This is a genomic window from Kribbella turkmenica, from assembly GCF_004348725.1.
GTDB lineage: Bacteria > Actinomycetota > Actinomycetes > Propionibacteriales > Kribbellaceae > Kribbella > Kribbella turkmenica.
In genome coordinates this window covers 1-24472 of record NZ_SMKR01000073.1, presented here as the reverse complement: position 1 = coordinate 24472, position 24472 = coordinate 1, and the positions used below count along the sequence as shown (strand labels likewise).

Genomic DNA, 24472 nt, shown 5'->3' with positions numbered 1-24472 from the left:
ATGAACAGCGGCTTACCTACGCGGATTCCTTGCGGAAGGTGCGGGCACCGACCGCGAGGCCGACGACCGTCAGCAGGACGACCCAGAACAGGCCCCAGAGCGACGAACTGTTGTCGATGTCGCCGCGGAACAGTGCGCGGACGCCGTTCACCACGTGCTTGAGCGGACTGATGTCGGACAGCCGCTGCAGCCAGGTCGGGCCGATCTGCATCGGCAGCAGGATCCCGGACAGCAGCAGGAGCGGCATGGCGATGCCGTTCAGCAACGGCGCCAGCGCGTCCTCGCTCTTGGTGATCAGCGCGACCGAGTACGACAGCGACGCGAACGTCGCGCCGAGCAGGGCCACGATCACCAGCGACAGCAGTACGCCGCCCCACGGTGCCCGCAGGCCGAGCGGGATCGCGGCGATCAGCAGCACCAGCGTCTGCACGACCAGGACGACGACGTCGCGCAGTACGCGACCCGCCATCAGGGCCATCCGGGACGCCGGCGTGACCCGGTCGGCCTCGATCACACCCGCCCGGTACTCCGCGATCAGGCCGAAGCCCACGAACATCGCGCCGAACATGCCGAGCTGGACGATCAGGCCGGGAATGAACACCTGGTAGGCGTTCGTGGTCGCCCCCTGGCTGATCTGCGCGGTGATCGGCTTCAGCAGTGGGCCGAACAGGAACAGGTACAACAGCGGCTGGCTGAGCATCAGGAACGCCCACATCGGATTGCGCAGCGTCAGCCGCATCGCGCGGTGAAAGACGATCCAGGTCTCACGAAGGGTGTTCACGCGACCGCCTCCTCGGTCTCCACCGGGGTGTCCTCGTCGCGGAGCGAGCGGCCGGTCATCGTCAGGAACACGTCGTCCAGCGTCGGGCGGTGCACCTCGACCCCGTTCAGCTCGATGCCCTGGGCATCGATCTGGCGAAGCAGGCCGGGCAGCACCGAGCCGCCGCGGGGGATCCGGAAGCCGACCACGTCGCCGTCGGACTCGACCTCGACCGCGCCGTCCAGCTCCTGCACGATCTTGCTGACCGCGGGCGCGTGCGCCGCGTCGGCGAGGCTGAGCCGGACCGCGTCGCCGGAGACCTGCTGCTTCAGCGCGTCCGGCGTGCCGGAGGCAACGATCTTGCCGTGGTCGATGACCAGGATCCGGTCGCAGAGCGCGTCCGCCTCGTCCAGGTAGTGGGTGGTGAGGAAGATCGTCGCACCGCGGTCCCGCAGGCCGCGGATGTGCTGCCACAGGTTTGCCCGGGCCTGCGGGTCGAGGCCGGTGGTCGGCTCGTCCAGGAAGATCAGCCGCGGGTCGTGGATCAGGCCCATCACGATGTCCAGCCGCCGCCGCTGGCCGCCGGACAGGGTCTTGCACTGCCGCCGCCACAGGCCGGTCAGGTCGAGCTCGTCGAGCAGCCGCTGCCCGTCCGCGGCCGCCTTCGCCTTCGGTACGCCGTACAGCCGGGCGTGGTCGACGACCTCGTCGCCGGCGATCGCCTCCGGTAGGGTCGAGCCGCTCTGCGGCACGTAGCCGATCCGGCGGCGGACGCCGACCGGGTCCTTGGCCAGGTCGCAGCCGGCCACGGTCGCGCTGCCCGCGGTCGGCGTGATCAGGGTCGCGAGCATCCGCATCGTGGTGGTCTTTCCGGCGCCGTTCGGGCCGAGAAAGCCGACGATCTCCCCGTCGGCGACGTCCAGATCCACCCCTTGCACGGCCTGCACCGGGCCGCGTTTGGTCTTGAAGGTACGCACCAGTCCGCGCGCTTCGATCATCATCCGGCCAGTGTCGGTGATCAATGTTGAATAGTCAATGTTGATTATTCGACCGGCACGCGCAGCAGTCAGGAGCGGGGCCGGTCAGTCGGCCGGCGGGGTGGGGATCTCGCCCCAGTGGGTGATCATGCCCGGGTAGGGGGCCCAGTCGGGCGGTTCGCCGCCGAACGAGTAGTCGCCGGCCTGGACCCGCTCCCGGAACGACCGGGTCCACTCCAGTTCGCCACGGTCGCGGGCGGCGGTGATCCGGAACATCTCGATGATGTGGTTCGGCGTACCGGGATCCTCGAGAACCTGCCGCTCCGCGAACGGCTCGGCCTTCTGTCGCTGTTCCAGCTGGGCGATCCGCGCCTCCAGGGCGGCCAGCACCTCGTCCCGCTGCAGCGACCAGAGGAAGCTCAGGGTCACCATCATCCGGTCGGGGCGGAAGCCGTCCACGTTCCACAGCATCTGCCGCAGCAGGGAGAAGTACTCCGTCTCGCCGTCGGTCGTCAGCTTGTACGACGTACGCCCGGGCCGGTCGCCTTCGTCGAGCTCCTGCAGGTAGCCGTGCTTGGCCAATGTCCGCAGGCCGGTGTAGATCGAGCCCGGGTTGATGTTCGCCCAGTCCTGGACGTTCCAGGTGAGCAGCTCGCGGCGCAGCTGGTACCCGTAGGCCGGCTGGAAGATCCGCACGACCCCGAGCAGCAGCAACCGCGTGGTGGACATAGCCGCAGTGTAATTCCGGGCGACCGTGACCGGAGGGCGGGCGTAGTCTGCGGACGCATGGACGTGCGCGTGACGAGCGACCCGGCCGCCTTCCGGCGGACGGTCTTCCCCTTCCTGCAACGGGATCCGGTGCTGCACACCATCATCATGACCAACGTCCACCGGCGCGCCACCGCTCCCGCTGAGCAGCAGCCCGGGTACTACGTCTCGGTGCGCGAGGGCGATGGCGATGTGGTCGGGGCGGCGATGCGCACCCCGGGCCGTGGTGTGTACCTGGGAGCGCTACGACCCGAGTACGCCGAAGCCGTGGCCGATGCGTACCTCGACGTACTGCCTGAGCTCGGCGGCGTGGCGGGGGACCGGCCGGCGGTCGAGAGTTTCGCCGCGCGGTGGTCCGCACGACGCGGCGTCACCGGGACCGAGACCAGGGCGACGCGGTTGCACAAGCTCAGCACGCTGACTCCGCTGTCCGCGCCCGGGTCGGCCCGGCTGATGAAGGACGGCGAGGTCGAACTGGTCGCACGCTGGGCGAGGGACGGCTTCCCGGAGGAGCTCGGCGACCCCGACTGGGCCGGGCAGCAGCTGGCCGGCGAAAGCCTGTGGATCTGGGAGATCGACTCCGAGCCCGTCAGCATGGCCGGGCACCACCCGCCCGTCTTCGGCGCCTGCCGCGTCGGCCCGGTCTACACCCCACCCGAACACCGCCGCCACGGTTACGCCGGCGCCCTCACCAGCCACGTGACCGCCACGATCCTTGCCGCAGGCAACCAGGCGTGCCTCTACACCGACCTCGCCAACCCCACGTCGAACAAGATCTACTTCGACGCCGGCTACCGCCCGCTCGCCGACTTCATCGACATCGAGTTCACCCCACGATGAACGACCCTCTGGTGGGTTGACCCACCAGACTGTGGGTTCACCACCCGGAGTCGCGTTGGCCAACCCGCTGTCTGGTGGGTCGACCCACCAGACAGCGACGTACGGGCGTCGGCCGTGCAGATCGCCCGACCGGTTCCGCGGGGAGTCAGATGTCGGTGGATTCGCCGGGGGTGAGGGGAAGGTACGGGCGGCCGCCTTGTTCGCTGAGCCAGCGCTTCAGCATGCCGAGGCCGACGGGGCTGAGGAGGGCGTCGTGGATGCCGACGGTCTGCTGGGACTCGACGGTACGGGCGTACTCGATGGCCGGCGGGAGGGAGAACCACGGGCCGGCGATCGGCACGAGGTTGGTGTGGACCTGGCGGTCGGGCGGGGTGAAGGAGTCGCCGGGGTGGTAGACGGCGTCCTCGATCAGGTAGCCGACGTTCTCGCACGGAACACCCAGCTCCGGCAGGATGATCGCGTGGTCCTTGCCATAGGCACGTACTGCGAACCCGGCCGCCTCGAAGGACTGCCCGTCCGCGACCACGCTGACCCGGTCGCCGAGATCACCGAGCTGCGCGGCGACCCCGGCGTTCGTGTAGACCGGCACCTCGAGCGCGGAGAGCCGTTCGACGTCCAGGTGGTCCGGGTGCTCGTGCGTGACCAGCACCGCGTCCGCGCGCTCGAACGCGGCGTCCTCGCTGAACGTTCCCGGGTCGACGAGCAGGACCTTGCCGTCCTTCTCCAGCCGGACACAGGCGTGCGCGAACTTGGTGAGCTTCACAGTCAGTCTCCCAACGCGTCTCTCATCGGAACCAGCTTGGCGTTCGTCTCGGCCAGCTCGGCGGCCGGGTCGGAGCCGGCCACGATCCCCGCGCCGGCGAAGATCCGCATCCGTCGCGGGTCGGCCGGGTCGGCCTGACCGCAGCGCAGGGCGATGCACCACTCGCCGTCCCCGGCCGCGTCCATCCAGCCGACCGGTCCGCTGAACCGGCCGCGGGTCATCCCCTCGATCTCGCCGATCAGGTCGCGCGCCAGGTCGGTCGGCGTACCGCAGACCGCTGCCGACGGGTGCAGCGCGGCGGCCAGGCCGAGCGCGGAGGCGCCGTTGGCGGCCACCCCGGCGACGTCGGTGGCGAGGTGCATCACGTTCGGCAGGTGCAGCACGAACGGCGTCTCCGGCACGTTCATCGACGTGCAGTGCGGCTCGAGCGCGTCGGCGACCGACCGGACGGCGAACTCGTGCTCCTCCAGGTCCTTGCTGGACCGGGCCAGCGACGCGGCCAGCGCGAGGTCGTGCGCGTCGTCCCCGGTACGGCGGATGGTCCCGGCCAGCACCCGGGACGTGATCAGCCCCTTCTCCCGGCGGACCAGCAGCTCGGGGGTTGCCCCGATCAGCCCGTCGACGGCGAACGTCCAGCAGTTCGGGTACGCCGACACGAGCCGGCGCAACGGCCAGCGCAGGTCGATCGGCTGCTCGGCGATCGCGATCAGGTCGCGGGCGAGCACCACCTTGTCGAGCTCGCCGGCGGTGATCCGCTTGATCGCGTCCGCGACGATGCTCGACCAGTCGGTCCCGGACCGCGCGCCGTCGGCGAACGCGACGTCGTGCACCGGTGCCGGCTCCTGGACGACGAGGTCCGGCGGCGCGGCCAGCGAGGAAGCGGGCGAGACCGTGGTCACCCAGGTGGTCCCGGCGCGGCGGCCGACGATCACCTCGGGCACGACCAGCTCCCCCGGGTCGTCGTCGGTGAACCCGAACGACCCGAAGCAGACCAGCCCGGACCCCGGTACGCCGACCTCGTCGCGAACGACCGCGGCCGCCACCAGGTCCTGCCACCACGCCACCGCGTCCTGGAAGCGGTTGCTTCCGGCAACGTCGAGGCGGGCGGCGACACCCCAGCCGACGTGACCGTCGCCACGCCGTACCCAGGCCAGGGCCCCTTCGGCGGGCAGGTGGTCCATCAGCTGTGCCGACACGCTGTCGACCCGCTGGCTGCGAATCACCAGATGGGGAGCCTGGCTCCCGACCGGCTCAGACAAGCTCACCGCACCACTCCTCGCTCGCGGCACGACCCCGGATCTCGACGGCCGGCCGGCTCCCTGGAGATGCACTCACGAGATGCAAGCGTATGCCTGCCCCTCGTCCAGCCGTTTCCGGCGCCCGCCGTACCCGTGATCAACCTCGCGTCCTGCACCGTCCTCCGCACACCAGCTCCGGCGCCCCTCCGAGGTGCCCATCCGGACGCCGGAGCCGGCGGACGGAGGACGATGCAGGACACTGGACAGGTGACTCGCGCAGATCTGTCCAAGGAACCGCAGGCCGTCGCAGCCATGTTCGACAACGTGGCGGAGGGGTACGACCGGACGAACGCGGTCGCGACGATGGGCCTGGAGAAGGCGTACTGGCGGCCGCGGACGTTCGCCGAGATCGCGCCGCGGAAAGGGATGAGGATCCTCGACCTGGCCGCCGGGACCGGGGCGTCGAGCGTCAAGCTGCGAGAGGCCGGAGCCGAGGTGGTGTCCTGCGACTTCTCGGTCGGGATGCTGCGGGTCGGCAAGCGGCGTCACCCCGAGCTCGACCTGATCGCGGGCGACGCGCTGCGCCTGCCGTTCGCCGACGGCACCTTCGACGTGGTGACGATCTCCTGGGCGCTGCGGAACGTGAACGACGTCACCGTCGCGCTGAAGGAGATGCTCCGGGTCACCCGGCCCGGTGGACGGCTGGTCGTGCTCGAACAGTCGCACCCGACCTGGAAGCCGTTCCGGGTGCTCTATCTGGAGTACATGATGCGAGCCGTGCCGGTGGTCGCGAAGGCGGTGTCGAGCAACCCGGACGCGTACGAGTACCTGGCCGAGTCGACCCGGGCCTGGCCGGCCCAGGAGCCGCTCGCCCGGACGATCGAGGACTCCGGCTGGACCCGGGTCCAGTGGCGCAACCTGACCGGCGGTCTGGTCGCCATCCACCGGGCGGTCAAGCGCGGTTAAATTTCGCAAGGAAAACAGCGCATAAATCGGTTGCTACCAAGGGATTCAGGGCCGGTTTCGTGTCCGAGTCAGGCAGTCCTAGACTGTCGGGTGTCGAGGCTTCGTGAATCCCTTCACGAGCGCACATAGCCCAAGTGACCCTTCCAGTCCGGGAATCGAGATGAGCCAGAGCGTGCCGAGCGGGCAGCAGGCGGAGACCGCTGACGTGATCGTCGTCGGCGCCGGACCCGCAGGCTCCGCCGCCGCCTATCACCTGGCCAGCGCCGGGCTCGAGGTCCTGCTGCTGGAGAAGACCGCGTTCCCGCGGGAGAAGGTCTGCGGCGACGGGCTCACCCCGCGCGGCACCAAGCAGCTGATCAACATGGGCATCGACATCTCCGGGGACGCCGGCTGGATCCGGAACTACGGTCTGCGCATCCAGGGCGCCGGGCACGTGCTGCAGCTCGACTGGCCGGACCTGTCCAGCCACCCGAACTACGGCCTGACCCGGAACCGGATGGACTTCGACGACATGCTGGCCCGCCAGGCCGTCAAGGCCGGCGCCCGGCTGCGCGAGCGGACCAACGTGACCGGCCCGGTCCTGGACGACCGCGGTCACATCGTCGGCGTCACCGCGAAGCCGGTCGACGACAACGGCCGGCGCGCCGGTGCCGACCTGGAGTTCCGGGCGCCGCTGGTGATGGCGGCCGACGGCAACTCGTCCCGGCTGAGCATCGCGATGGGCCTGCACAAGCGCGACGACCGCCCGATGGGGGTCGCCGTCCGCACGTACTTCACCAGCCCCCGCCACGACGACGACTACCTCGAGTCGTGGCTGGAACTGTGGGCCGACGACCCGCAGAACCCGGGTCAGCGCAACCTGCTGCCGGGCTACGGCTGGATCTTCGGGATGGGCGACGGCACCGTCAACGTCGGCCTCGGCATCCTGAACACGTCGGAGGCGTTCGGCAAGGTCGACTACTCCGACCTGCTGAAGCAGTGGCTGCGGAACACCCCGGAGGAGTGGCAGTTCACCGACGAGTTCCAGACCCTCCCGATCCGCGGCGCCGCGTTGCCGATGGGCTTCAACCGGCAGCCGCACTACACCCGCGGCCTGATGCTGCTCGGCGACGCCGGCGGCATGGTCAACCCGTTCAACGGCGAGGGCATCCCGTACGCGATGGAGTCCGGGGCGTTCGCCGCCGAGGTCGCCGCCCAGGCGCTGCACCGGCAGCCGAACCAGCGCGAGCGCGCGCTGTCGGCGTACCCGAAGGCGCTGAAGCAGGAGTACGGCGGCTACTACACGCTGGGCCGGATCTTCGTGAAGCTGATCGGAAATCCGGAGGTGATGCGGCTGTGCACGAAGTACGGTCTGCCGCGCACCACGCTGATGAAGTTCACCCTGAAGTTGCTTGCCAACCTCACCGACCCGCGTGACGGGGACGTGATGGACAAGATCATCAACGGCCTCACCAAGGTCGCCCCGGCCGCCTGATCCGGGCGGGGCGAGTGAGATGAGCCACAGCGGTACTGATAACACAGTGCTGTTCGGAAACGCAGACAGACAGACCACCGGCTGAAGGAGGGAGCACGAACCCGATGCACCCTTACGTACCGATCCTCGTTCTCGGTGTGCTCGCGGCGATCTTCGTGGCGGGCACCTTGGTGACGAGCGCACTGGTCGGACCACGGCGCTACAACCGGGCCAAGCTCGACTCCTACGAGTGCGGGATCGAGCCGACCCCGCAGCCGGTCGGCGGCGGGCGGTTCCCGGTCAAGTACTACATCACCGCGATGCTCTTCATCGTGTTCGACATCGAGATCATCTTCCTCTACCCGTGGGCGGTCGCCTTCGACCAGATGGCGCTCTTCGGGCTGGTCGAGATGGTCATCTTCATCGTCACCGTCTTCGTCGCGTACACCTACGTGTGGCGCCGCGGTGGCCTCGAATGGGATTGAGTGTGGGTCGAAATGGGTGTTGAGGAACAGCTTCCGGCCGGCGTTCTGCTGACCACGATCGAGGGCCTGTCCGGCTACATGCGGAAGGCCTCGTTGTGGCCGGCAACCTTCGGCCTGGCCTGCTGCGCGATCGAGATGATGACGACGGGCGCGCCGCGGTACGACGCCGCCCGGTTCGGCATGGAGGTCTTCCGGGCGTCGCCCCGGCAGGCCGACCTGATGATCGTGGCCGGCCGGGTGAGCCAGAAGATGGCCCCCGTCCTCCGCCAGATCTACGACCAGATGCCGAACCCGAAGTGGGTCCTCGCGATGGGTGTCTGCGCGTCGTCCGGCGGCATGTTCAACAACTACGCGATCGTGCAGGGCGTGGACCACGTCGTCCCGGTCGACATGTACCTGCCCGGCTGCCCGCCGCGGCCGGAGATGCTGCTGGACGCGTTCCTCAAGCTGCACGACGACATCCAGCACGGCAAGCTCGGCGCTCACAAGCGGGCGGAGCTGCAGGAGCGCGAAGCGGCCGCACTGGCCGCCTCGCCGACTCTCGAGATGAAGGGCCTACTGCGGTGAGTGACCACCAGCCCGAGAACCTGCCGGCGACCTCGCCGGCCGGCGACGCTCAGACGCCGGCGACCGAGGTGGTGGATCAGCGGCAGGGCATGTTCGGCGTCCGCGGCACCGGCGACACCTCCGGCTTCGGCGGCCTGCGCCGCCAGGTCGCTCTCCCCGGCGGTACGCCGAAGCCGTACGGCTCCTGGTTCGACGGCGCGACCGACCGGCTGGAGGGCCTGGTCGGCGACGGCGCGATCGAGAAGGTCGTGGTCGACCGCGGCGAGCTGACCCTGCACGTCCAGCGCGATCGGCTGGTCGAGGTCTGCCGGCACCTGCGCGACGACGAGGCGCTGCGGTTCGAGTTCTGCTCGGGGGTCAGCGGCGTGCACTACCCGAACGAGACCGGCCGCGAGCTGCACGCGGTCTACCACCTGATGTCGATGACCCACAACCGGCGGATCCGGCTGGAGGTGTCCGTCCCGGACGCCGACCCGCACATCCCGTCGGTCGTGTCGGTCTACCCGGCCAACGACTGGCACGAGCGGGAGACCTGGGACTTCTTCGGCATCGTCTTCGACGGTCACCCGGCCCTCACCCGGATCCAGATGCCGGACGACTGGCCGGGCCACCCGCAGCGCAAGGACTACCCGCTCGGCGGCATCGACGTCGAGTACAAGGGCGCCGTCATCCCGCCGCCCGACACGCGGAGGTCGTACAACTGATGACCCAAACACAATCGACACCGTCGGATCCGTACGCGACCACTCGGGACACGACCGAGGGCAAGGTCTTCACGGTCACCGGACAGGACTGGGACTCGGTCGTGGCCGGCCTCGCCGACGAGCCGGAGGAGCGCGTCGTCGTCAACATGGGTCCGCAGCACCCGTCCACCCACGGCGTGCTCCGGCTCATCCTCGAGCTCGAGGGCGAGACGGTGACCGAGGCCCGCTGCGGCATCGGCTACCTGCACACCGGTATCGAGAAGAACATGGAGTTCCGCAACTGGACGCAGGGCGTCACGTTCTGCACCCGGATGGACTACCTCTCGCCGTTCTACAACGAGGCGGCGTACAGCCTCGCGGTCGAGCGGCTGCTCGGGATCGAGGACCAGATCCCGGAGAAGGCGAACGTGATGCGGGTGCTCCTGATGGAGCTCAACCGGATCAGCAGCCATCTGGTCGCGATCGCCACCGGTGGGATGGAGATCGGCGCGCTCACCGTGATGACGATCGGCTTCCGCGAGCGGGAGATGACGCTCGACGTGTTCGAGCTGATCACCGGCCTGCGGATGAACCACGCGTTCATCCGGCCGGGCGGCGTCGCCCAGGACCTGCCGCCGGGCGCGCTGGACAAGATCCGCGAGTACATCACCTGGATGAACAAGCACCTGCCCGAATACGCCGAGCTGTGCAACGCCAACCCGATCTTCAAGGCCCGCCTGCAGGACGTCGGCTACCTGGACCTGACCGGCTGCATGGCTCTCGGCATCACCGGGCCGCCGCTGCGCTCGACCGGCTACGCGATGGACCTGCGCAAGACCCAGCCGTACTGCGGCTACGAGACGTACGACTTCGACGTCCCGACCTGGGACACCGCGGACTCGTACGGACGCTTCCGGGTCCGGCTGCAGGAGATGCACGAGTCGCTGAAGATCGTCGAGCAGTGCGCCGACCGGCTGGCCGAGATGGAGGGCGAGCCGGTGATGGTGGCCGACAAGAAGATCGGCTGGCCGAGCCAGCTGGCCGTCGGCACCGACGGGATGGGCAACTCGCTCGACCACATCAAGCACATCATGGGCGAGTCGATGGAAGCCCTGATCCATCACTTCAAGCTGGTGACCGAGGGCTTCCGGGTGCCGGCCGGCCAGGCCTACGTGGCGGTCGAGTCGCCGCGTGGCGAGCTGGGCTGCCACCTCGTCTCCGACGGTGGCACCAAGCCGTACCGGGCGCACTTCCGTGACCCGTCCTTCGCAAACCTGCAGGCGATGCCGATCATGTGCGAGGGCGGCATGGTCGCCGACGTGATCGTCGCCGTCGCCAGCCTTGACCCGGTGATGGGTGGAGTGGACCGATAGATGGCCGAGAACAGCAGCCTGAGTCATGCGACCGCGACCGACAGGCCGGTGCCGTACAGCACCGGTGACTCGAACATCACCGACACCACGATCGCGGAGATGCGCGCACTGGCCGCCCGGTACCCGGTCGGCCGGTCCGCGCTGCTGCCGATGCTGCACCTGGTGCAGTCGGTCGAGGGGCGGGTCACCCCGGAGGGCATCGAGGCCTGTGCCGAGGTGCTCGGGCTGACCGGTGCCGAGGTGTCCGCGGTGGCGACCTTCTACACGATGTACAAGCGCCGCCCGGTCGGCGACTACCACGTCGGGGTCTGCACCAACACGCTGTGTGCCGTGATGGGCGGCGACCTGATCTTCGAGCGGCTCAAGCAGCACCTCGACGTCGGCAACGACGAGACCACCGAGGACGGCAAGATCACCCTCGAGCACCTCGAGTGCAACGCCGCCTGCGACTACGCGCCGGTGATGATGGTGAACTGGGAGTTCTTCGACGACATGACGCCGGAGTCGGCCACCCAGCTGGTCGACGACCTGCGCGAGGGCACCGAGGTGAAGTCGCCCCGCGGCGCCACCATCTGCACCTGGCGCGAGGCCGAGCGCGTGCTCGCCGGGTTCCCCGACGGCCGCGCCGACGAGGGGCCGACCGGCGGCAAGGCGACGCTGGCCGGTCTGCGGCTGGCCCGCGAGCGCAACTGGACGGCCCCCTCCGGCCGGCAGGGCGGCGGCGACGGTGCGGCGGCCCAGACGACGGTGTCGCCGGAGGCGGCGGCCGGTCCCCGGCCGTCCGACCAGCCCGGCAAGGAATCAGGCACCGGATCGCCGGCCACTCCCGACTCCCGGAAGGAGGACTGACCATGCTGACCCCGGTACTGTCCGACAACTGGGACCAGATCCGCTCCTGGCAGCTGGCGTCGTACCAGCGCTCCGGCGGGTACGACGCGCTGCGGACCGCACTGCGGATGCAGCCGGCCGACGTGGTCACCGCGGTCAAGGACTCGGGTCTGCGCGGCCGTGGCGGCGCGGGCTTCCCGACCGGGATGAAGTGGTCGTTCATCCCGCAGGACAACCCGAAGCCGAAGTACCTCGTGGTGAACGCGGACGAGTCCGAGCCGGGCACCTGCAAGGACATCCCGCTGATGCTCGCCTCGCCGCACACGCTGGTCGAGGGCGTCATCATCTCGGCGTACGCGATCCGCGCGTCGACCGCGTTCATCTACGTCCGCGGTGAGGTGCTGCACGTGATCCGCCGGCTGCACCAGGCGGTCGAGGAGGCGAAGGCGGCCGGTTTCATCGGCACCGACATCCTCGGCAGCGGCTACGACCTGGACGTGATCGTGCACGCCGGCGCCGGTGCGTACATCTGCGGCGAGGAGACGGCGCTGCTCGACTCGCTGGAAGGACGTCGCGGCCAACCCCGGCTGCGTCCTCCGTTCCCGGCCGTGGCCGGTCTGTACGGCTGCCCCACAGTGATCAACAACGTCGAGTCGATCGCGTCCGTTCCCGCCATCATCAAGAACGGCGCGGACTGGTTCTCCTCGATGGGCACAGAGAAGTCCAAGGGAATGACGCTGTACTCGCTGTCCGGGCACGTCGCCCGCCCGGGCCAGTACGAGGCGCCGATGGGGATCACGCTGCGGCAGCTGATCGACCTGGCCGGCGGCATCCGCGAGGGGCACGAGATGAAGTTCTGGACCCCGGGCGGGTCCTCGACCCCGCTGCTCACCGCCGAGCACCTCGACGTACCGCTGGACTACGAGGGCGTCGGCTCCGTCGGCTCGATGCTCGGCACCAAGGCGCTGCAGATCTTCGACGACACCACCTGCGTGGTGCGCGCCGTGTTGCGGTGGACCGAGTTCTACAAGCACGAGTCCTGCGGCAAGTGCACGCCCTGCCGCGAGGGCACGTGGTGGCTGGTGCAGATCCTCGAGCGGCTGGAGCACGGCAAGGGGACCGAGGAGGACCTGGTCACCCTGCTGGACCTGTGCGAGAACATCACCGGCCGGTCGTTCTGCGCGTTGGCCGACGGTGCGACCGCACCGATCACCAGCTCGATCCAGCACTTCAAGGACGAGTACCTGGCGCACTTCGAGAACGGCGGCTGCCCGTTCGACCCGATGGCAAGCACTGTCTTCGCTACCGCTGGAGCAAGCGCATGACGATCCAAGCGAACCCACCCGCCGGGAACGGCGCCGTGGAGCGCACCGCCGTTGATGACACGGTGACCGTGACCATCGACGACATCGAGGTCAAGGTCCCGAAGAACACCCTGCTGATCCGGGCGGCGGAGCAGATCGGGATCCAGATCCCGCGGTTCTGCGACCACCCGCTGCTCGACCCGGTCGGTGCCTGTCGGCAGTGCCTGGTCGAGATCACCGACGCCGGCAACGGCCGGGGCATGCCCAAGCCGCAGGCCTCGTGCACGATCACCGTCGCCGACGGCATGGTGGTCCGCACGCAGGTGACCTCGCCGGTGGCGGACAAGGCACAGCAGGGGCAGATGGAGTTCTTGCTCATCAACCACCCGCTGGACTGCCCGGTCTGCGACAAGGGCGGCGAGTGCCCGCTGCAGAACCAGGCGATGACCAACGGCCGCGGTGAGAGCCGGTTCACCGAGATCAAGCGGACCTACCCGAAGCCGATCAACATCTCGGCCGAGGTGCTGCTGGACCGCGAGCGCTGCGTCCTGTGCGCGCGCTGCACCCGGTTCTCCGAGCAGATCGCCGGTGACCCGTTCATCGCGCTGGTCGAGCGCGGTGCGCTGCAGCAGGTCGGCATCTACGAGAAGGAGCCGTTCGAGAGCTACTTCTCCGGCAACACCATCCAGATCTGCCCGGTGGGCGCGCTGACCAGCGCGGCGTACCGGTTCCGGTCCCGGCCGTTCGACCTGGTCTCGGTTCCGTCGGTGGCGGAGCACGACGCCTCCGGTGCGGCGATCCGGGTCGACTACCGGCGCGGCAAGGTGATGCGCCGGCTGGCCGGTGACGACCGGGAGGTCAACGAGGAGTGGATCTCCGACAAGGACCGGTTCGCGTTCAACTACGCGACCACCGGTGACCGGCTGACCCACCCGCTGATCCGCGAGGACGGCGAGCTGCGGCCGGCGTCCTGGCCGGAGGCGCTGACGGTGGCGGCGGAGAAGCTGACCGCGGCCCGCGGCAACGCGGCCGTGCTGACCGGTGGCCGGCTCACCCTCGAGGACGCCTACGCGTACTCGAAGTTCGCCCGGGTCGCCCTCGGCACCAACGACATCGACTTCCGGTCCCGGCCGCACTCCGAGGAGGAGGCGGACTTCCTGGCCGCCGCGGTGGCCGGCACCGGCCTGGGGACGACGTTCGGCGACCTGGAGAAGGCCGGGTCCGTGCTGCTCGTCGGGTTCGAGCCCGAGGAGGAGGCGCCGCTGGTGTTCCTGCGGCTGCGCAAGGGCGTCCGGGCCCACGGCACGAAGGTGTTCACGGTCGCGGCCTACGGTTCGCGCGGCGTCGAGAAGCTCGACGGCGTCGTCGTACCGGCGTCGCCCGGGACCGAGGCGGCCGTGCTGGCCGACCTCGGCAACGCGGGCGAGAGCGGCGCGGCCGCGCTGGCGTCGCTCGGGGCCGACTCGATCATCGTCGTCGGCGAGCGGCTGGCCGGTGTTCCGGGCGGGTACTCGGCGGCGCTGCGACTGGCGCTCGACACGGGGGCCCAGCTGGCCTGGATCCCGCGGCGTGCGGGTGACCGCGGCGCGCTCGAGGCCGGTTGCCTCCCGGGGCTCCTGCCCGGCGGCCGGCTGGTCTCCGACCCGCAGGCGCGGGTCGACATGCAGGCCGCGTGGGGCGTCGACAGCCTGCCCTCGACCGTCGGCCGGGACCTGACCGACATCATCGCTTCGGCCGGATCGCTGCGGGCGCTGGTGGTCGCGGGCGTCGAGGTCGACGACCTGCCCGACCCGGCGGCAGCGCTGGCCGCGCTCGAGGCGGTGCCGTTCGTGGTCAGCTTCGAGGTCCGCAAGTCGCAGGTCACCGAGCACGCCGACGTGGTCTTCCCGGTGGTACCGCCGGCGGAGAAGGACGGCACCTTCGTCAACTGGGAGGGTCGCGAGCGGCCGTTCCCGGTGGTGCTGAAGGTCCCGGCCGCGATGCCCGACGTGCGGGCGCTGGCCGCGCTGGCGCAGGAGATGGACCGCTCGCTCGGGTTCAGCACGCCGGCCGGCGCGAAGAAGGAGTTCGACGAGCTCGGCCGCTGGGACGGCGACCGCGCGCACGAGCCGACGTACCAGCCTGGTCCGTCGCTCGGCGCGTTCGACTCCACCCGGCTGGCGACCTGGCGGATGCTGATCGACGAGAGCCGCGCGAACGACGGTGAGCCGCACCTGACCGCGACCGCCCGGACGCCGGTGGCCCGGATCTCGCTCACCACCGCGCACCGGGTCGGCGTCGCCGACGGTGACGAGCTGGTGGTCAGCACCGACGCCGGGTCGATCCGGCTGCCGGTGGTGATCACCCCGATGACCGACAACGTGGTCTGGCTGCCGACGAACTCGGCCGACTCGCACGTGCGCCGGTCGCTGCACGCAGACCATGGCTCGATCGTGACGATCGCCGGAGGGAACGCATGAACGAGCGCAGCGAGTTCATCATCAAGCACAGCGCGAACCGTGCCTCGTCGGCGCCCGGAGCGAAGCGAGGACGTCGATGAGCTTCATCCCGCTCGCGGTGCCGGACGCCGGCGTCGGCAACGACCCCTGGTGGGTCATCGGACTGAAGGTGCTGCTGGTCTTCGTCTTCCTGGTCGTGCTGACGCTGTTCAACATCTGGTGGGAGCGCCGGGTGGTGGCCCGGATGCAGCACCGGGTCGGCCCGAACGTGCACGGCCCGGCCGGTCTGCTGCAGTCGCTCGCCGACGGCATGAAGCTGATGTTCAAGGAAGACCTGATGCCCAAGGGCGTCGACAGGTTCGTCTACGTCGCCGCCCCGGTGATCGTGTCGATCCCGGCCTTCCTCACCTTCGCGGTGATCCCGTTCGGGCCGACGGTGAAGATCCCGTTCACCGACACCTACACCCGGCTGCAGCTCACCGATCTGCCCGTGTCCGTGCTGTACATCCTGGCGATCGCCTCGATCGGCATCTACGGCATCGTGCTGGGCGGCTGGTCGTCCAACTCGACGTACTCGCTGCTCGGTGGCCTGCGCTCCAGCGCCCAGATGATCTCCTACGAGGTCGGCATGGGCCTGGCGTTCGTGACGGTGTTCCTGTTCGCCGGCTCGATGTCCACCTCGGAGATCGTCGCGGCGCAGGGCTCGAGCCAGTCGATCGGCCTGTTCGGGGTCGACATCCCGATTCCCGGCTGGTACGCGTTCCTGCTGTTCCCGTCGTTCGTGATCTACGTGATCTCGATGGTCGGCGAGACCAACCGGGCGCCGTTCGACCTGCCGGAGGCCGAGGGCGAGCTGGTGGCCGGCTTCCTGACCGAGTACTCGTCGATGAAGTACGCGATGTTCTTCCTCGCCGAGTACATCAACATGGCGACGGTGTCGGCGCTGGCGACCACGTTGTTCCTGGGCGGCTGGCGGGCACCGTGGCCGATCTCGATCTGGGACGGCGCGAACTCCGGCTACTGGCCGGTGCTGTGGTTCGTCGGCAAGATGATGTGCTTCATCTTCTTCTACATCTGGCTGCGCGGGACCCTGCCGCGACTGCGCTACGACCAGTTCATGCAGCTGGGCTGGAAGGTCCTGATCCCGGTCTCGCTGGGCTGGATCCTGCTGGTCGCCACCGTCCGGGCCGTCGGCCGGGAGACCACCTTCAGCCGGACCACGTTGCTGGTGGCCGCGGGTGTGGTCCTGCTGATCGCGATCGTCACCATGTTCATCCCGCAGAAGCCCAAGCCCGAGAAGATCACCGAGGACGACCGCGCGGAGGACTTCGACGCCTTCGCCGGTGGCTACCCGGTACCCCCACCGCTCGTTCACACGGAGAGCCGAAGCGAGCCTGAGATTCGGAGCAAGGAAGGCAGCCGTGGCTAGTGTCAAAGAGTCCCTCTGGGACCCGGTAGCCGGGTTCGGGGTCACCTTCCGGACGATGTTCCGCAAGGTGTTCACCGAGCAGTACCCGTTCGAGAAGAAGCCGACCGCGCCACGGTTCCACGGCCGCCACCAGCTGAACCGCTGGCCGGACGGCCTGGAGAAGTGCATCGGCTGCGAGCTGTGCGCGTGGGCCTGCCCGGCGGACGCGATCTATGTCGAGGGCGCGGACAACGTCGACGGCACCCCCGACGGCTCCGGCCGCTTCTCGCCGGGTGAGCGCTACGGCCGCGTCTACCAGATCAACTACCTGCGCTGCATCCTCTGCGGTCTGTGCATCGAGGCCTGCCCGACCCGGGCGCTCACCATGACCAACGAGTACGAGCTGGCCGACCGCACCCGCGAGTCCCTCATCTACGAGAAGAAGGACCTGCTGGCGCCGCTGCTGCCGGGCATGCAGGAGCCGCCGCACGAGATGCAGCTCGGCAGCACCGAGAAGGACTACTACCTCGGGCTGACCGGCGCCGCCGCCCCGGCCGAAGGTGGTGACGACAAGTGATCACCCTCGTCACCGGCGCCCAGGTGGCGTTCTGGATGCTGGCACCGATCATGGTGCTGGCCGCGATCGGGATGGTGCTGGTCCGCAAGGCGGTGCACTCCGCGCTGCTGCTGGCGGTCGTGATGATCTGCCTGGCGGTGCAGTACGCCGCTCTGGACGCGCCATTCCTGTTCGCCGTCCAGATCATCGTCTACACCGGCGCCATCCTGATGCTGTTCCTGTTCGTGCTGATGCTGGTCGGCGTGGACGCGAGCGACTCCCTGGTGGAGACGATCCGCGGCCAGCGGCTGCTCGCCGGACTGGCGTTCCTCGGCTTCGCGGTCCTGCTGATCGCTGCCGTCGGCAACGCGGTGTACGGCAACCCGACCGGGTTGGCGGACGCACAGCCGGACGGCAACCCGAAGGGGATCGCGCAGCTGCTGTTCGGCAAGTACGTCTTCGCCTTCGAGGTGACCTCGGCCCTGCTGATCACCGCGGCGCTCGGCGCGATGATGCTGGCGCACCGGGAGCGGCTGACCAAGAAGCGCACCCAGCGCGACCACGCCGACGAGCGGATCCGCAAGTACGCCGAGTCCGGTGTGCACCCCGGTCCACTGCCGACGCCCGGCGTACTGGCCCGGCACAACGCCGTCGACACGCCGGCCCTGCTGCCGGACGGGTCGATCGCACCGACGTCGGTTTCGCGGGTGCTGCAGGCACGTGGCACCGTGTTCCCCGAAGCGGAGGAGCGGGCGGAGACCGAGAGGGTCCGCAAGCTCAACGCGGGTGAGGTCGGCGACGAGGTCCCGTCGGAGCCCGAAAGCACGGACCTTTCCGGATACGGCGAAGGAGACAAGCTGTGACGACTGAGCCGTACATCGTGCTTGCGGCGCTATTGTTCAGCATCGGCGCGCTCGGCGTGCTCGTGCGCCGGAACGCCATCGTCGTCTTCATGTGTGTCGAACTGATGCTGAACGCCTGCAACCTGGCGTTCGTCAGCTTCGCCCGTCAGCACGGCAACCTCGACGGCCAGATCGCCGCCTTCTTCGTGATGGTGGTGGCCGCGGCCGAGGTCGTGATCGGGCTGGCGATCATCATGGCCATCTTCCGCACCCGTCGCTCGGCCTCGGTCGACGACGCCAACCTGCTCAAGTACTGAGGTAATCACCGATGAGTCATGAGCTGACGTGGCTGCTGGTCGCGGTCCCGGCCGTGTCCGCGGCGATCCTGCTGCTGGGTGGCAAGGCCACCAACGCGTGGGGTCACCTGCTCGGCACGCTGGCACCGTTGATCTCGTTCGCCTTCGGCCTTGTGCTGTTCGTCCAGATGCAGGGCCAGGGGCATGAGGAGCGGTCCGAGACGGTCCGGCTGTTCGAGTGGTTCTCGGTCGGCAGCATCAAGGTCGACTTCTCCCTGCTGATCGACCCGCTGTCGATCCTGTTCGTGCTGCTGATCACCGGTGTGGGTTCGCTGATCCACATCTACTCGATCGGCTACATGGAGCACGACCCGCGGCGGCGCCGGTTCTTCGGGTACCTGAACCTGTTCATCGCGGCGATGCTGCTGCTGGTGCTCGCGGCCGACTACCTGCTGGTGTTCGTCGGCTGGGAGGGCGTCGGCCTGGCGTCGTACCTGCTGATCGGGTTCTGGCAGCACAAGGACTCGGCGGCGGTCGCGGCGAAGAAGGCGTTCGTGGTGAACCGGGTCGGTGACATCGGCCTCTCGCTCGCGGTGATGAGCATGTGGGCGCTGTTCGGCTCGTCCGCGTTCGTCACCGTCGACGCGGGCGCCGAGGGGCTGTCGTCCACCTGGGCCACGCTGCTCGGCCTGATGCTGCTGCTGGCGGCCTGCGGCAAGTCGGCGCAGGTTCCGCTGCAGTCCTGGCTACTGGACGCGATGGAGGGCCCGACCCCGGTGTCGGCGCTGATCCACGCGGCGACGATGGTCACCGCCGGCGTCTACCTGGTGGTCCGTTCGAGCGCGATCTACGAGCACACCGAGGCCGCGTCCACCGCCGTCGTCATCGTCGGTACGGTGACCGCGCTGGCCGGTGCGATCATCGGTTGCGCCAAGGACGACATCAAGAAGGCGCTGGCCGGTTCGACCATGAGCCAGATCGGCTACATGATGCTCGCCGCGGGTCTCGGCCCGGCCGGGTACGCGTTCGCGATCTTCCACCTGCTCACCCACGGCTTCTTCAAGGCCAACATGTTCCTCGGCGCCGGCTCGGTGATGCACGGCATGAACGACGACGTGGACATGCGGCACTACGGAGCCCTCCGGACGCCGATGAAGGTCACCTTCGTCACCTTCGCGTTCGGCTACCTGGCCATCCTCGGCATCCCGCCGTTCTCCGGCTTCTTCAGCAAGGACAAGATCATCGAGGCCGCGTTCGCGGACAACTTCGTGATCGGGCTGTGTGCGCTGCTCGGCGCCGGCATCACCGCGTTCTACATGACGCGGGTGATGATCATGACGTTCTTCGGCAAGAAGCGCTGGGCCGACGACGTGCACCCGCACGAGTCGCCCGCGGTGATGACGTGGCCGCTGATCATCCTGGCCGCGCTGTCGCTCGGCGGCGGTGCGCTGTACTTCGCCGGACACTGGATCGTCGGCTGGCTGGAGCCGGTGGTCGGGCCCGAGGAGGCACACCACCTGCCGGTGAGCGTCCTGGTGTTGACGCTGATCACCCTCGCGGTGGTTGCCGTCGGCATCGCCGTCGCGGTGCTGCTGTACCGCCGGGACATCCCGCGGGAGGCGCCGGCCGGCTCCCCGGTCACCACCTTCGCCCGCCGTGACCTGTACGGCGACGCGCTGAACGAGGCGGTCCTGATGCGCCCGGGCCAGTACCTCACCCGGACGCTGGTCTGGCTGGACAACCGCGGTGTCGACGGCCTGGTGAACGGGCTCGCCGCGTTGTTCGGCGGGCTGTCCGGCCGGCTCCGCCGGTTCCAGACGGGCTTCGTCCGTTCGTACGCACTCAGCATGGTCTTCGGCGCCGCATTCGTGGTCGTCGCCCTCCTCGCGGTGAGGTTGTCGTGAACATCGGTTGGCTGACCCTGTTACTGCTCCTGCCGTTCGTCGGGGCACTGGCGACGATGCTGGTGCCCAAGGCGAAGGCGCTGCTGGCCAAGCAGGTCGCGCTCGGCTTCTCGCTCGTCACGCTGGTGCTGACCGCGATCATCGCGATCGGCTACCAGCGCAACGGCGCCGAGGACTACGCCGAGACGCACGCCTGGATCGAGCCGTTCGGCGCGCACTTCGCCCTCGGCCTCGACGGTGTCGGCGTCGTCCTGGTGGTGCTGACCGCGCTGCTCACCCCGATCGTGATGATCGCGTCCTGGAACGACGCCCAGGACGGCCGCTGGTCGGAGAAGTCCTTCTTCGCCTGGATCCTCGGCCTGGAGGCGCTGTCGCTCGGCGTGTTCGCGGCGACCGACGTGTTCCTGTTCTACGTGCTGTTCGAGGCCACGCTGATCCCGATGTACTTCCTGATCGGCGGTTTCGGCGGGGCCCAGCGCTCGTACGCCGCGGTCAAGTTCCTGCTCTACTCGCTGCTCGGCGGTCTGCTGATGCTGGCGTCGGTGGTCGGGCTGTACGTCCTCTCGGCCCGCGCCGGCGACCCGTCGTACCTGCTGACCGACCTGATGCAGCTGGACATCAGCCAGAACACCGAGCGGTGGCTGTTCCTCGGCTTCTTCTTCGCCTTCGCGGTGAAGGCACCGATGGTGCCGTTCCACACCTGGCTGCCGGACGCCGCCGCCGAGGCGACGCCGGGAACGTCGGTGCTGCTGGTCGGCATCCTGGACAAGATCGGCACCTTCGGGATGATCCGGTTCTGCCTGAGCCTGTTCCCGAACGCGTCCGAGTGGGCCACCCCGGTGGTGCTGGTGCTGGCGCTGATCTCGATCCTGTACGGCGCCCTGGTGGCGATCGGCCAGACCGACATCAAGCGGCTGATCGCCTACACCTCGATCTCGCACTTCGGCTTCATCGTGATGGGCATCTTCGCGCTGACGTCGCAGGGCCTGACCGGGTCGACGCTGTACATGTTCAACCACGGTCTCTCGACTGCGGCGCTGTTCCTGGTCGCCGGGTACCTGATCTCCCGGCGCGGCTCCGCGCGGATCGTCGACTACGGCGGGGTGGAGAAGGTGGCCCCGGTGCTGGCCGGCACGTTCCTGTTCGCCGGGCTGTCCAGCCTGGCGCTGCCCGGGCTGTCGCCGTTCATCTCCGAGTTCATGGTGCTGGCCGGGACATTCAGCCGGCACAAGGTGCTCGCGGTGATCGCCGTCCTGGGCATCGTGCTGGCCGCGCTCTACATCCTGATCATGTACCAACGCCTGATGACCGGGCCGGTGCGCGACGGGATCGAGAAGCTGAAGGACCTGAACGCGCGCGAGGTGCTCGCGATCGCGCCGCTCGTCGTACTGATCATCGGCCTGGGCATCTTCCCCAAGCCGGTGGTGGACATCATCAAGCCGGCGGTGGAGTCGACCATGCAGCACGTCGGCGTGACTGACAAGGCTCCGGAGATCCCCGTGACGGAGGGACAGAAGTGATCGCGCAGATTCTGCCGCTGGCGGACTTCACCGCGCCGAAGATCGAGTACGGCGAGCTGATGCCGCTGTTCGTCGTGTTCGGTGCGGCCTGCGTCGGTGTCGTCGTCGAGGCGTTCCTGCCCCGGCAGCTGCGGCACCTGGCGCAGCTGGCGATCACGGTGGTGGCCATCGTCGTCGCCGGGGTGCTCACCGCCATCCTGATCAACGACAAGAAGGAACTGGTCGCGGCCCAGGGCGCGATCTCGGTCGACGGCCCGGCGCTGTTCACCTGGGTCGTGCTGCTCGCCCTGACGCTGATCAGCGTGCTGCTGTTCGCCGAGCGGTCGGTCGACGGCGGACTGTCCGCGTTCGCCGGCCAGGCGGCCGCCGTACCGGGGTCCGAGGCCGAGCGCGAGGGCACCGCGGCCAAGGTCGAGCACACCGAGATCTTCCCGCTGACGCTGTTCGCGGTCGGCGGCATGATGCTGTTCGCGTCGGCCAACGACCTGCTGCTGCTGTTCGTCGCACTCGAGGTGTTCTCGCTGCCGCTGTACCTGCTCTGCGGGCTGGCGCGGCGTCGCCGGCTGATCTCGCAGGAAGCGGCGATGAAGTACTTCCTGCTCGGTGCGTTCGCGTCCGCGTTCCTGCTGTTCGGGATCGCGCTGCTCTACGGGTACGCCGGGACGATGTCGCTCGGCGGCATCTCGGACGCGCTGGCCAGCCGGACCGGCGGCGACGCGATCCTGCTGGCCGGTACCGGCCTGGTGGGTGTCGGCCTGCTGTTCAAGGTGGGCGCCGTACCGTTCCACTCCTGGACGCCGGACGTCTACCAGGGTGCGCCGACGCCGGTCACCGGGTTCATGGCGGCCTGCACCAAGATCGCCGCGTTCATCGGGCTGATGCGGGTCTTCTACGTCGCCCTCGGCGGCACCCGCTGGGACTGGGCGCCGATGATCTGGGTCGTCGCCATCCTGACGATGGTGGTCGGCTCGATCGTCGCGATCACCCAGACCGACGTGAAGCGGATGCTGGCGTACTCGTCGATCGCGCACGCGGGCTTCCTGCTGACCGCGTTCATCGGGCTCGCGCAGGCCGGGAACGGCGTGCTCAGCGGGGTCACCTCGACCCAGGCGGTGCTGTTCTACCTGGTCACCTACGGTTTCCCGACCATCGGGGCCTTCGCCGTCGTCACACTGGTGCGGGACGCGGGCGGCGAGGCGACCCACCTGTCCCGCTGGGCCGGACTGGGCAAGAAGTCGCCGCTGCTCGCGGGGATCTTCGCCTTCTTCCTGCTCTCGTTCGCCGGCATCCCGCTGACCGCGGGCTTCACCGGCAAGTGGGCGGTGTTCACCGCGGCGTGGACCGGTGGCGCATGGCCCCTGGTCGTCGTCGCCGTACTGTGCAGCCTGGTCGCCGCCTTCTTCTACGTCCGGGTGATCGTGCTGATGTTCTTCTCCGACCTCCCGGCGGACGCGCCGGACGTGGCCCTGCCCGGGTGGCAGACCACGACCGCCGTTGCGCTCGGTCTCGCCGCCACGGTGGTTCTCGGCCTGGTTCCCGGACCGGTGCTCGAACTGGCGGCCCGCGCGGGTGAGTTCATCCGTTGAGTCCGACCCCGCTGCCGGCCGAGAGCCTGGGCTTCGCGTTCGCCGACGAGGCGCTCGAAGCCCGGGTTCGCGCTGGGCTGGAGTCCGTCGAGCGCGTGCTGCGTGAGTCGACCCAGTCGGAGGCGCCGTTCGTCACCGCGGCCGCGCAGCACGTCATGGTCGCCGGTGGCAAGCGGTTCCGGCCGCTGCTGGTGCTGCTGGCGGCCGAGTTCGGGCCGGCGCCGGCGGCGGACGACGTGGTGAAGGCGGCCGTCGTGGTCGAGCTGACCCACGTGGCGACGCTGCACCACGACGACGTGATGGACGAGGCCGCGCTGCGGCGGGGCTCGTCCACCGCGAACGCGGCCTGGGACAACTCGGTCGCCATCCTGTCCGGCGACTGGCTGTTCGCCCGGGCGTCCGACCTGGTCGCCGACCTCGGCCCGGAGGCGGTCCGGATCCAGGCCCGCACCTTCGGCCGGCTGGTCGAGGGCCAGATCCGGGAGACCCTGGGCGTCGCCGAGGGCCAGGACCCGCTGGCGCACTACCTGTCGGTGGTCGCCGACAAGACCGGCTCGCTGATCGCCACGTCCGCGCTCTTCGGTGCCCGGTACGCCGGTGCACCGGACGAGGTTCAGGAGTCGCTGCGGGCGTTCGGCGAGGAGATCGGCGTGGCCTTCCAGCTCGCCGACGACATCCTCGACATCGCCTCGGAGTCCGGCCAGTCCGGCAAGACCCCGGGCACCGACCTGCGGGAGGGCGTCCCGACCCTTCCCGTGCTGATCTTCCGTGCCCAGGCGGACCCGTCGCGCCCGGACGACGCCCGGTTGCTCGAGCTGCTGGACTCCGACCTCTCCGACGACGCGCGCCTGGCCGAGACCCTCGAGCTGCTCCGCGCCCACCCCGCCTTCCGCCAGGCCGAGGACGACGTCCGCCGC

Annotated in this window: 23 protein-coding genes; 18 read left to right on the top strand and 5 right to left on the bottom strand. The window is 69.2% G+C overall.

What is annotated here, in order from left to right; genetic code table 11:
• Positions 1-16 precede the first annotated feature (16 nt).
• From E1218_RS17960 to E1218_RS17950, 3 genes are all read right to left on the bottom strand, one after another.
• A complete protein-coding gene (locus E1218_RS17960; RefSeq protein ID WP_132321575.1) occupies positions 17-781 on the bottom strand; it encodes an ABC transporter permease in 765 nt (254 codons plus the stop codon).
• Positions 778-1761, bottom strand: a complete 984-nt coding sequence (locus E1218_RS17955) for an ABC transporter ATP-binding protein (protein ID WP_132321573.1) — start codon at positions 1759-1761, stop codon at positions 778-780. Before E1218_RS17955 ends, E1218_RS17960 begins: the two co-directional genes overlap by 4 nt.
• Positions 1762-1842: 81 nt before the next feature.
• Entirely contained in the window at positions 1843-2466 is a 624-nt protein-coding gene (locus E1218_RS17950) for a PadR family transcriptional regulator (RefSeq protein ID WP_132321571.1), read from the bottom strand.
• Positions 2467-2523: 57 nt separating this feature from the next.
• Here E1218_RS17950 and E1218_RS17945 point away from each other — a divergent pair, with 57 nt between their 5' ends.
• A complete protein-coding gene (locus E1218_RS17945; protein ID WP_132321570.1) occupies positions 2524-3345 on the top strand; it encodes a GNAT family N-acetyltransferase in 822 nt (273 codons plus the stop codon).
• Between the two features lie 145 nt (positions 3346-3490).
• On the opposite strand, the gene E1218_RS17940 is transcribed toward E1218_RS17945, so the two are convergent.
• Positions 3491-4108: an MBL fold metallo-hydrolase gene (locus E1218_RS17940; RefSeq protein WP_132321568.1), complete on the bottom strand. Its 618-nt coding sequence runs from the start codon at positions 4106-4108 to the stop codon at positions 3491-3493.
• Between the two features lie 2 nt (positions 4109-4110).
• Positions 4111-5373, bottom strand: a complete 1263-nt coding sequence (locus tag E1218_RS17935; protein ID WP_132321566.1) for an isochorismate synthase — start codon at positions 5371-5373, stop codon at positions 4111-4113.
• A gap of 240 nt (positions 5374-5613) precedes the next feature.
• On the opposite strand from E1218_RS17935, the gene E1218_RS17930 reads away from it, so the two are divergent.
• The 17 genes from E1218_RS17930 to E1218_RS17850 form a co-directional block, all read left to right on the top strand.
• Entirely contained in the window at positions 5614-6312 is a 699-nt protein-coding gene (locus tag E1218_RS17930) for a demethylmenaquinone methyltransferase (RefSeq protein WP_132321564.1), read from the top strand.
• A gap of 160 nt (positions 6313-6472) precedes the next feature.
• The gene (locus E1218_RS17925; protein ID WP_132321562.1) at positions 6473-7786 is read left to right on the top strand and encodes a geranylgeranyl reductase family protein; all 1314 of its coding nucleotides are present in this window, start codon (positions 6473-6475) and stop codon (positions 7784-7786) included.
• A 104-nt stretch (positions 7787-7890) separates the two neighbouring features.
• Positions 7891-8250: an NADH-quinone oxidoreductase subunit A gene (locus E1218_RS17920; protein ID WP_132321560.1), complete on the top strand. Its 360-nt coding sequence runs from the start codon at positions 7891-7893 to the stop codon at positions 8248-8250.
• A 12-nt stretch (positions 8251-8262) separates the two neighbouring features.
• Positions 8263-8817, top strand: coding sequence for a NuoB/complex I 20 kDa subunit family protein (locus tag E1218_RS17915; protein ID WP_132321558.1), 555 nt, complete (start codon positions 8263-8265; stop codon positions 8815-8817).
• The gene (locus E1218_RS17910; protein WP_132321556.1) at positions 8814-9521 is read left to right on the top strand and encodes an NADH-quinone oxidoreductase subunit C; all 708 of its coding nucleotides are present in this window, start codon (positions 8814-8816) and stop codon (positions 9519-9521) included. Before E1218_RS17915 ends, E1218_RS17910 begins: the two co-directional genes overlap by 4 nt.
• Positions 9521-10873 carry an NADH-quinone oxidoreductase subunit D gene (locus E1218_RS17905; RefSeq protein WP_132321554.1) on the top strand — a complete coding sequence of 451 codons (1353 nt, stop codon included), beginning with the start codon at positions 9521-9523 and terminating at the stop codon, positions 10871-10873. The genes E1218_RS17910 and E1218_RS17905 overlap by 1 nt, the downstream gene beginning before the upstream one ends.
• Positions 10874-11722 (top strand): NADH-quinone oxidoreductase subunit NuoE, encoded by an 849-nt coding sequence (gene nuoE, locus E1218_RS17900; protein ID WP_132321552.1) that lies wholly within the window; start codon positions 10874-10876, stop codon positions 11720-11722.
• Between the two features lie 2 nt (positions 11723-11724).
• Complete coding sequence (gene nuoF / locus E1218_RS17895) at positions 11725-13026, top strand: NADH-quinone oxidoreductase subunit NuoF (RefSeq protein ID WP_132321550.1); 1302 nt, start codon at positions 11725-11727, stop codon at positions 13024-13026.
• Positions 13023-15464, top strand: a complete 2442-nt coding sequence (locus E1218_RS17890) for an NADH-quinone oxidoreductase subunit G (RefSeq protein WP_132321548.1) — start codon at positions 13023-13025, stop codon at positions 15462-15464. Before nuoF ends, E1218_RS17890 begins: the two co-directional genes overlap by 4 nt.
• Before the next feature lie 76 nt (positions 15465-15540).
• A complete protein-coding gene (gene nuoH / locus E1218_RS17885; RefSeq protein WP_132321546.1) occupies positions 15541-16872 on the top strand; it encodes an NADH-quinone oxidoreductase subunit NuoH in 1332 nt (443 codons plus the stop codon).
• Positions 16865-17428: an NADH-quinone oxidoreductase subunit NuoI gene (nuoI, locus tag E1218_RS17880; protein WP_132321544.1), complete on the top strand. Its 564-nt coding sequence runs from the start codon at positions 16865-16867 to the stop codon at positions 17426-17428. The genes nuoH and nuoI overlap by 8 nt, the downstream gene beginning before the upstream one ends.
• Entirely contained in the window at positions 17425-18270 is an 846-nt protein-coding gene (locus tag E1218_RS17875; RefSeq protein ID WP_132321542.1) for an NADH-quinone oxidoreductase subunit J, read from the top strand. The genes nuoI and E1218_RS17875 overlap by 4 nt, the downstream gene beginning before the upstream one ends.
• Positions 18267-18566, top strand: coding sequence for an NADH-quinone oxidoreductase subunit NuoK (nuoK, locus tag E1218_RS17870; RefSeq protein WP_132321540.1), 300 nt, complete (start codon positions 18267-18269; stop codon positions 18564-18566). Before E1218_RS17875 ends, nuoK begins: the two co-directional genes overlap by 4 nt.
• A gap of 11 nt (positions 18567-18577) precedes the next feature.
• A complete protein-coding gene (nuoL, locus tag E1218_RS17865; protein ID WP_132321538.1) occupies positions 18578-20449 on the top strand; it encodes an NADH-quinone oxidoreductase subunit L in 1872 nt (623 codons plus the stop codon).
• Positions 20446-21969, top strand: coding sequence for an NADH-quinone oxidoreductase subunit M (locus E1218_RS17860; RefSeq protein ID WP_132321536.1), 1524 nt, complete (start codon positions 20446-20448; stop codon positions 21967-21969). The genes nuoL and E1218_RS17860 overlap by 4 nt, the downstream gene beginning before the upstream one ends.
• 59 nt (positions 21970-22028) lie before the next feature.
• Complete coding sequence (nuoN, locus tag E1218_RS17855; RefSeq protein WP_233712296.1) at positions 22029-23555, top strand: NADH-quinone oxidoreductase subunit NuoN; 1527 nt, start codon at positions 22029-22031, stop codon at positions 23553-23555.
• Positions 23552-24472: polyprenyl synthetase family protein (locus E1218_RS17850; RefSeq protein WP_132321532.1), on the top strand; the 921-nt coding region annotated here is incomplete at its 3' end. The genes nuoN and E1218_RS17850, both read left to right, overlap by 4 nt.

What these genes read in the sequence shown, in the direction of transcription:
- E1218_RS17955 (WP_132321573.1), bottom strand. Translation starts at nt 1,761, where the DNA reads ATGATGATCGAAGCGCGCGGACTGGTGCGTACCTTCAAGACCAAACGC.
- E1218_RS17950 (WP_132321571.1), bottom strand. Translation starts at nt 2,466, where the DNA reads ATGTCCACCACGCGGTTGCTGCTGCTCGGGGTCGTGCGGATCTTCCAG.
- E1218_RS17945 (WP_132321570.1), top strand. Translation starts at nt 2,524, where the DNA reads ATGGACGTGCGCGTGACGAGCGACCCGGCCGCCTTCCGGCGGACGGTC.
- E1218_RS17925 (WP_132321562.1), top strand. Translation starts at nt 6,473, where the DNA reads ATGAGCCAGAGCGTGCCGAGCGGGCAGCAGGCGGAGACCGCTGACGTG.
- E1218_RS17920 (WP_132321560.1), top strand. Translation starts at nt 7,891, where the DNA reads ATGCACCCTTACGTACCGATCCTCGTTCTCGGTGTGCTCGCGGCGATC.
- E1218_RS17915 (WP_132321558.1), top strand. Translation starts at nt 8,263, where the DNA reads ATGGGTGTTGAGGAACAGCTTCCGGCCGGCGTTCTGCTGACCACGATC.
- E1218_RS17905 (WP_132321554.1), top strand. Translation starts at nt 9,521, where the DNA reads ATGACCCAAACACAATCGACACCGTCGGATCCGTACGCGACCACTCGG.
- nuoE (WP_132321552.1), top strand. Translation starts at nt 10,874, where the DNA reads ATGGCCGAGAACAGCAGCCTGAGTCATGCGACCGCGACCGACAGGCCG.
- nuoF (WP_132321550.1), top strand. Translation starts at nt 11,725, where the DNA reads ATGCTGACCCCGGTACTGTCCGACAACTGGGACCAGATCCGCTCCTGG.
- E1218_RS17890 (WP_132321548.1), top strand. Translation starts at nt 13,023, where the DNA reads ATGACGATCCAAGCGAACCCACCCGCCGGGAACGGCGCCGTGGAGCGC.
- nuoH (WP_132321546.1), top strand. Translation starts at nt 15,541, where the DNA reads ATGAGCTTCATCCCGCTCGCGGTGCCGGACGCCGGCGTCGGCAACGAC.
- nuoL (WP_132321538.1), top strand. Translation starts at nt 18,578, where the DNA reads ATGAGTCATGAGCTGACGTGGCTGCTGGTCGCGGTCCCGGCCGTGTCC.
- nuoN (WP_233712296.1), top strand. Translation starts at nt 22,029, where the DNA reads ATGCCGCTGTTCGTCGTGTTCGGTGCGGCCTGCGTCGGTGTCGTCGTC.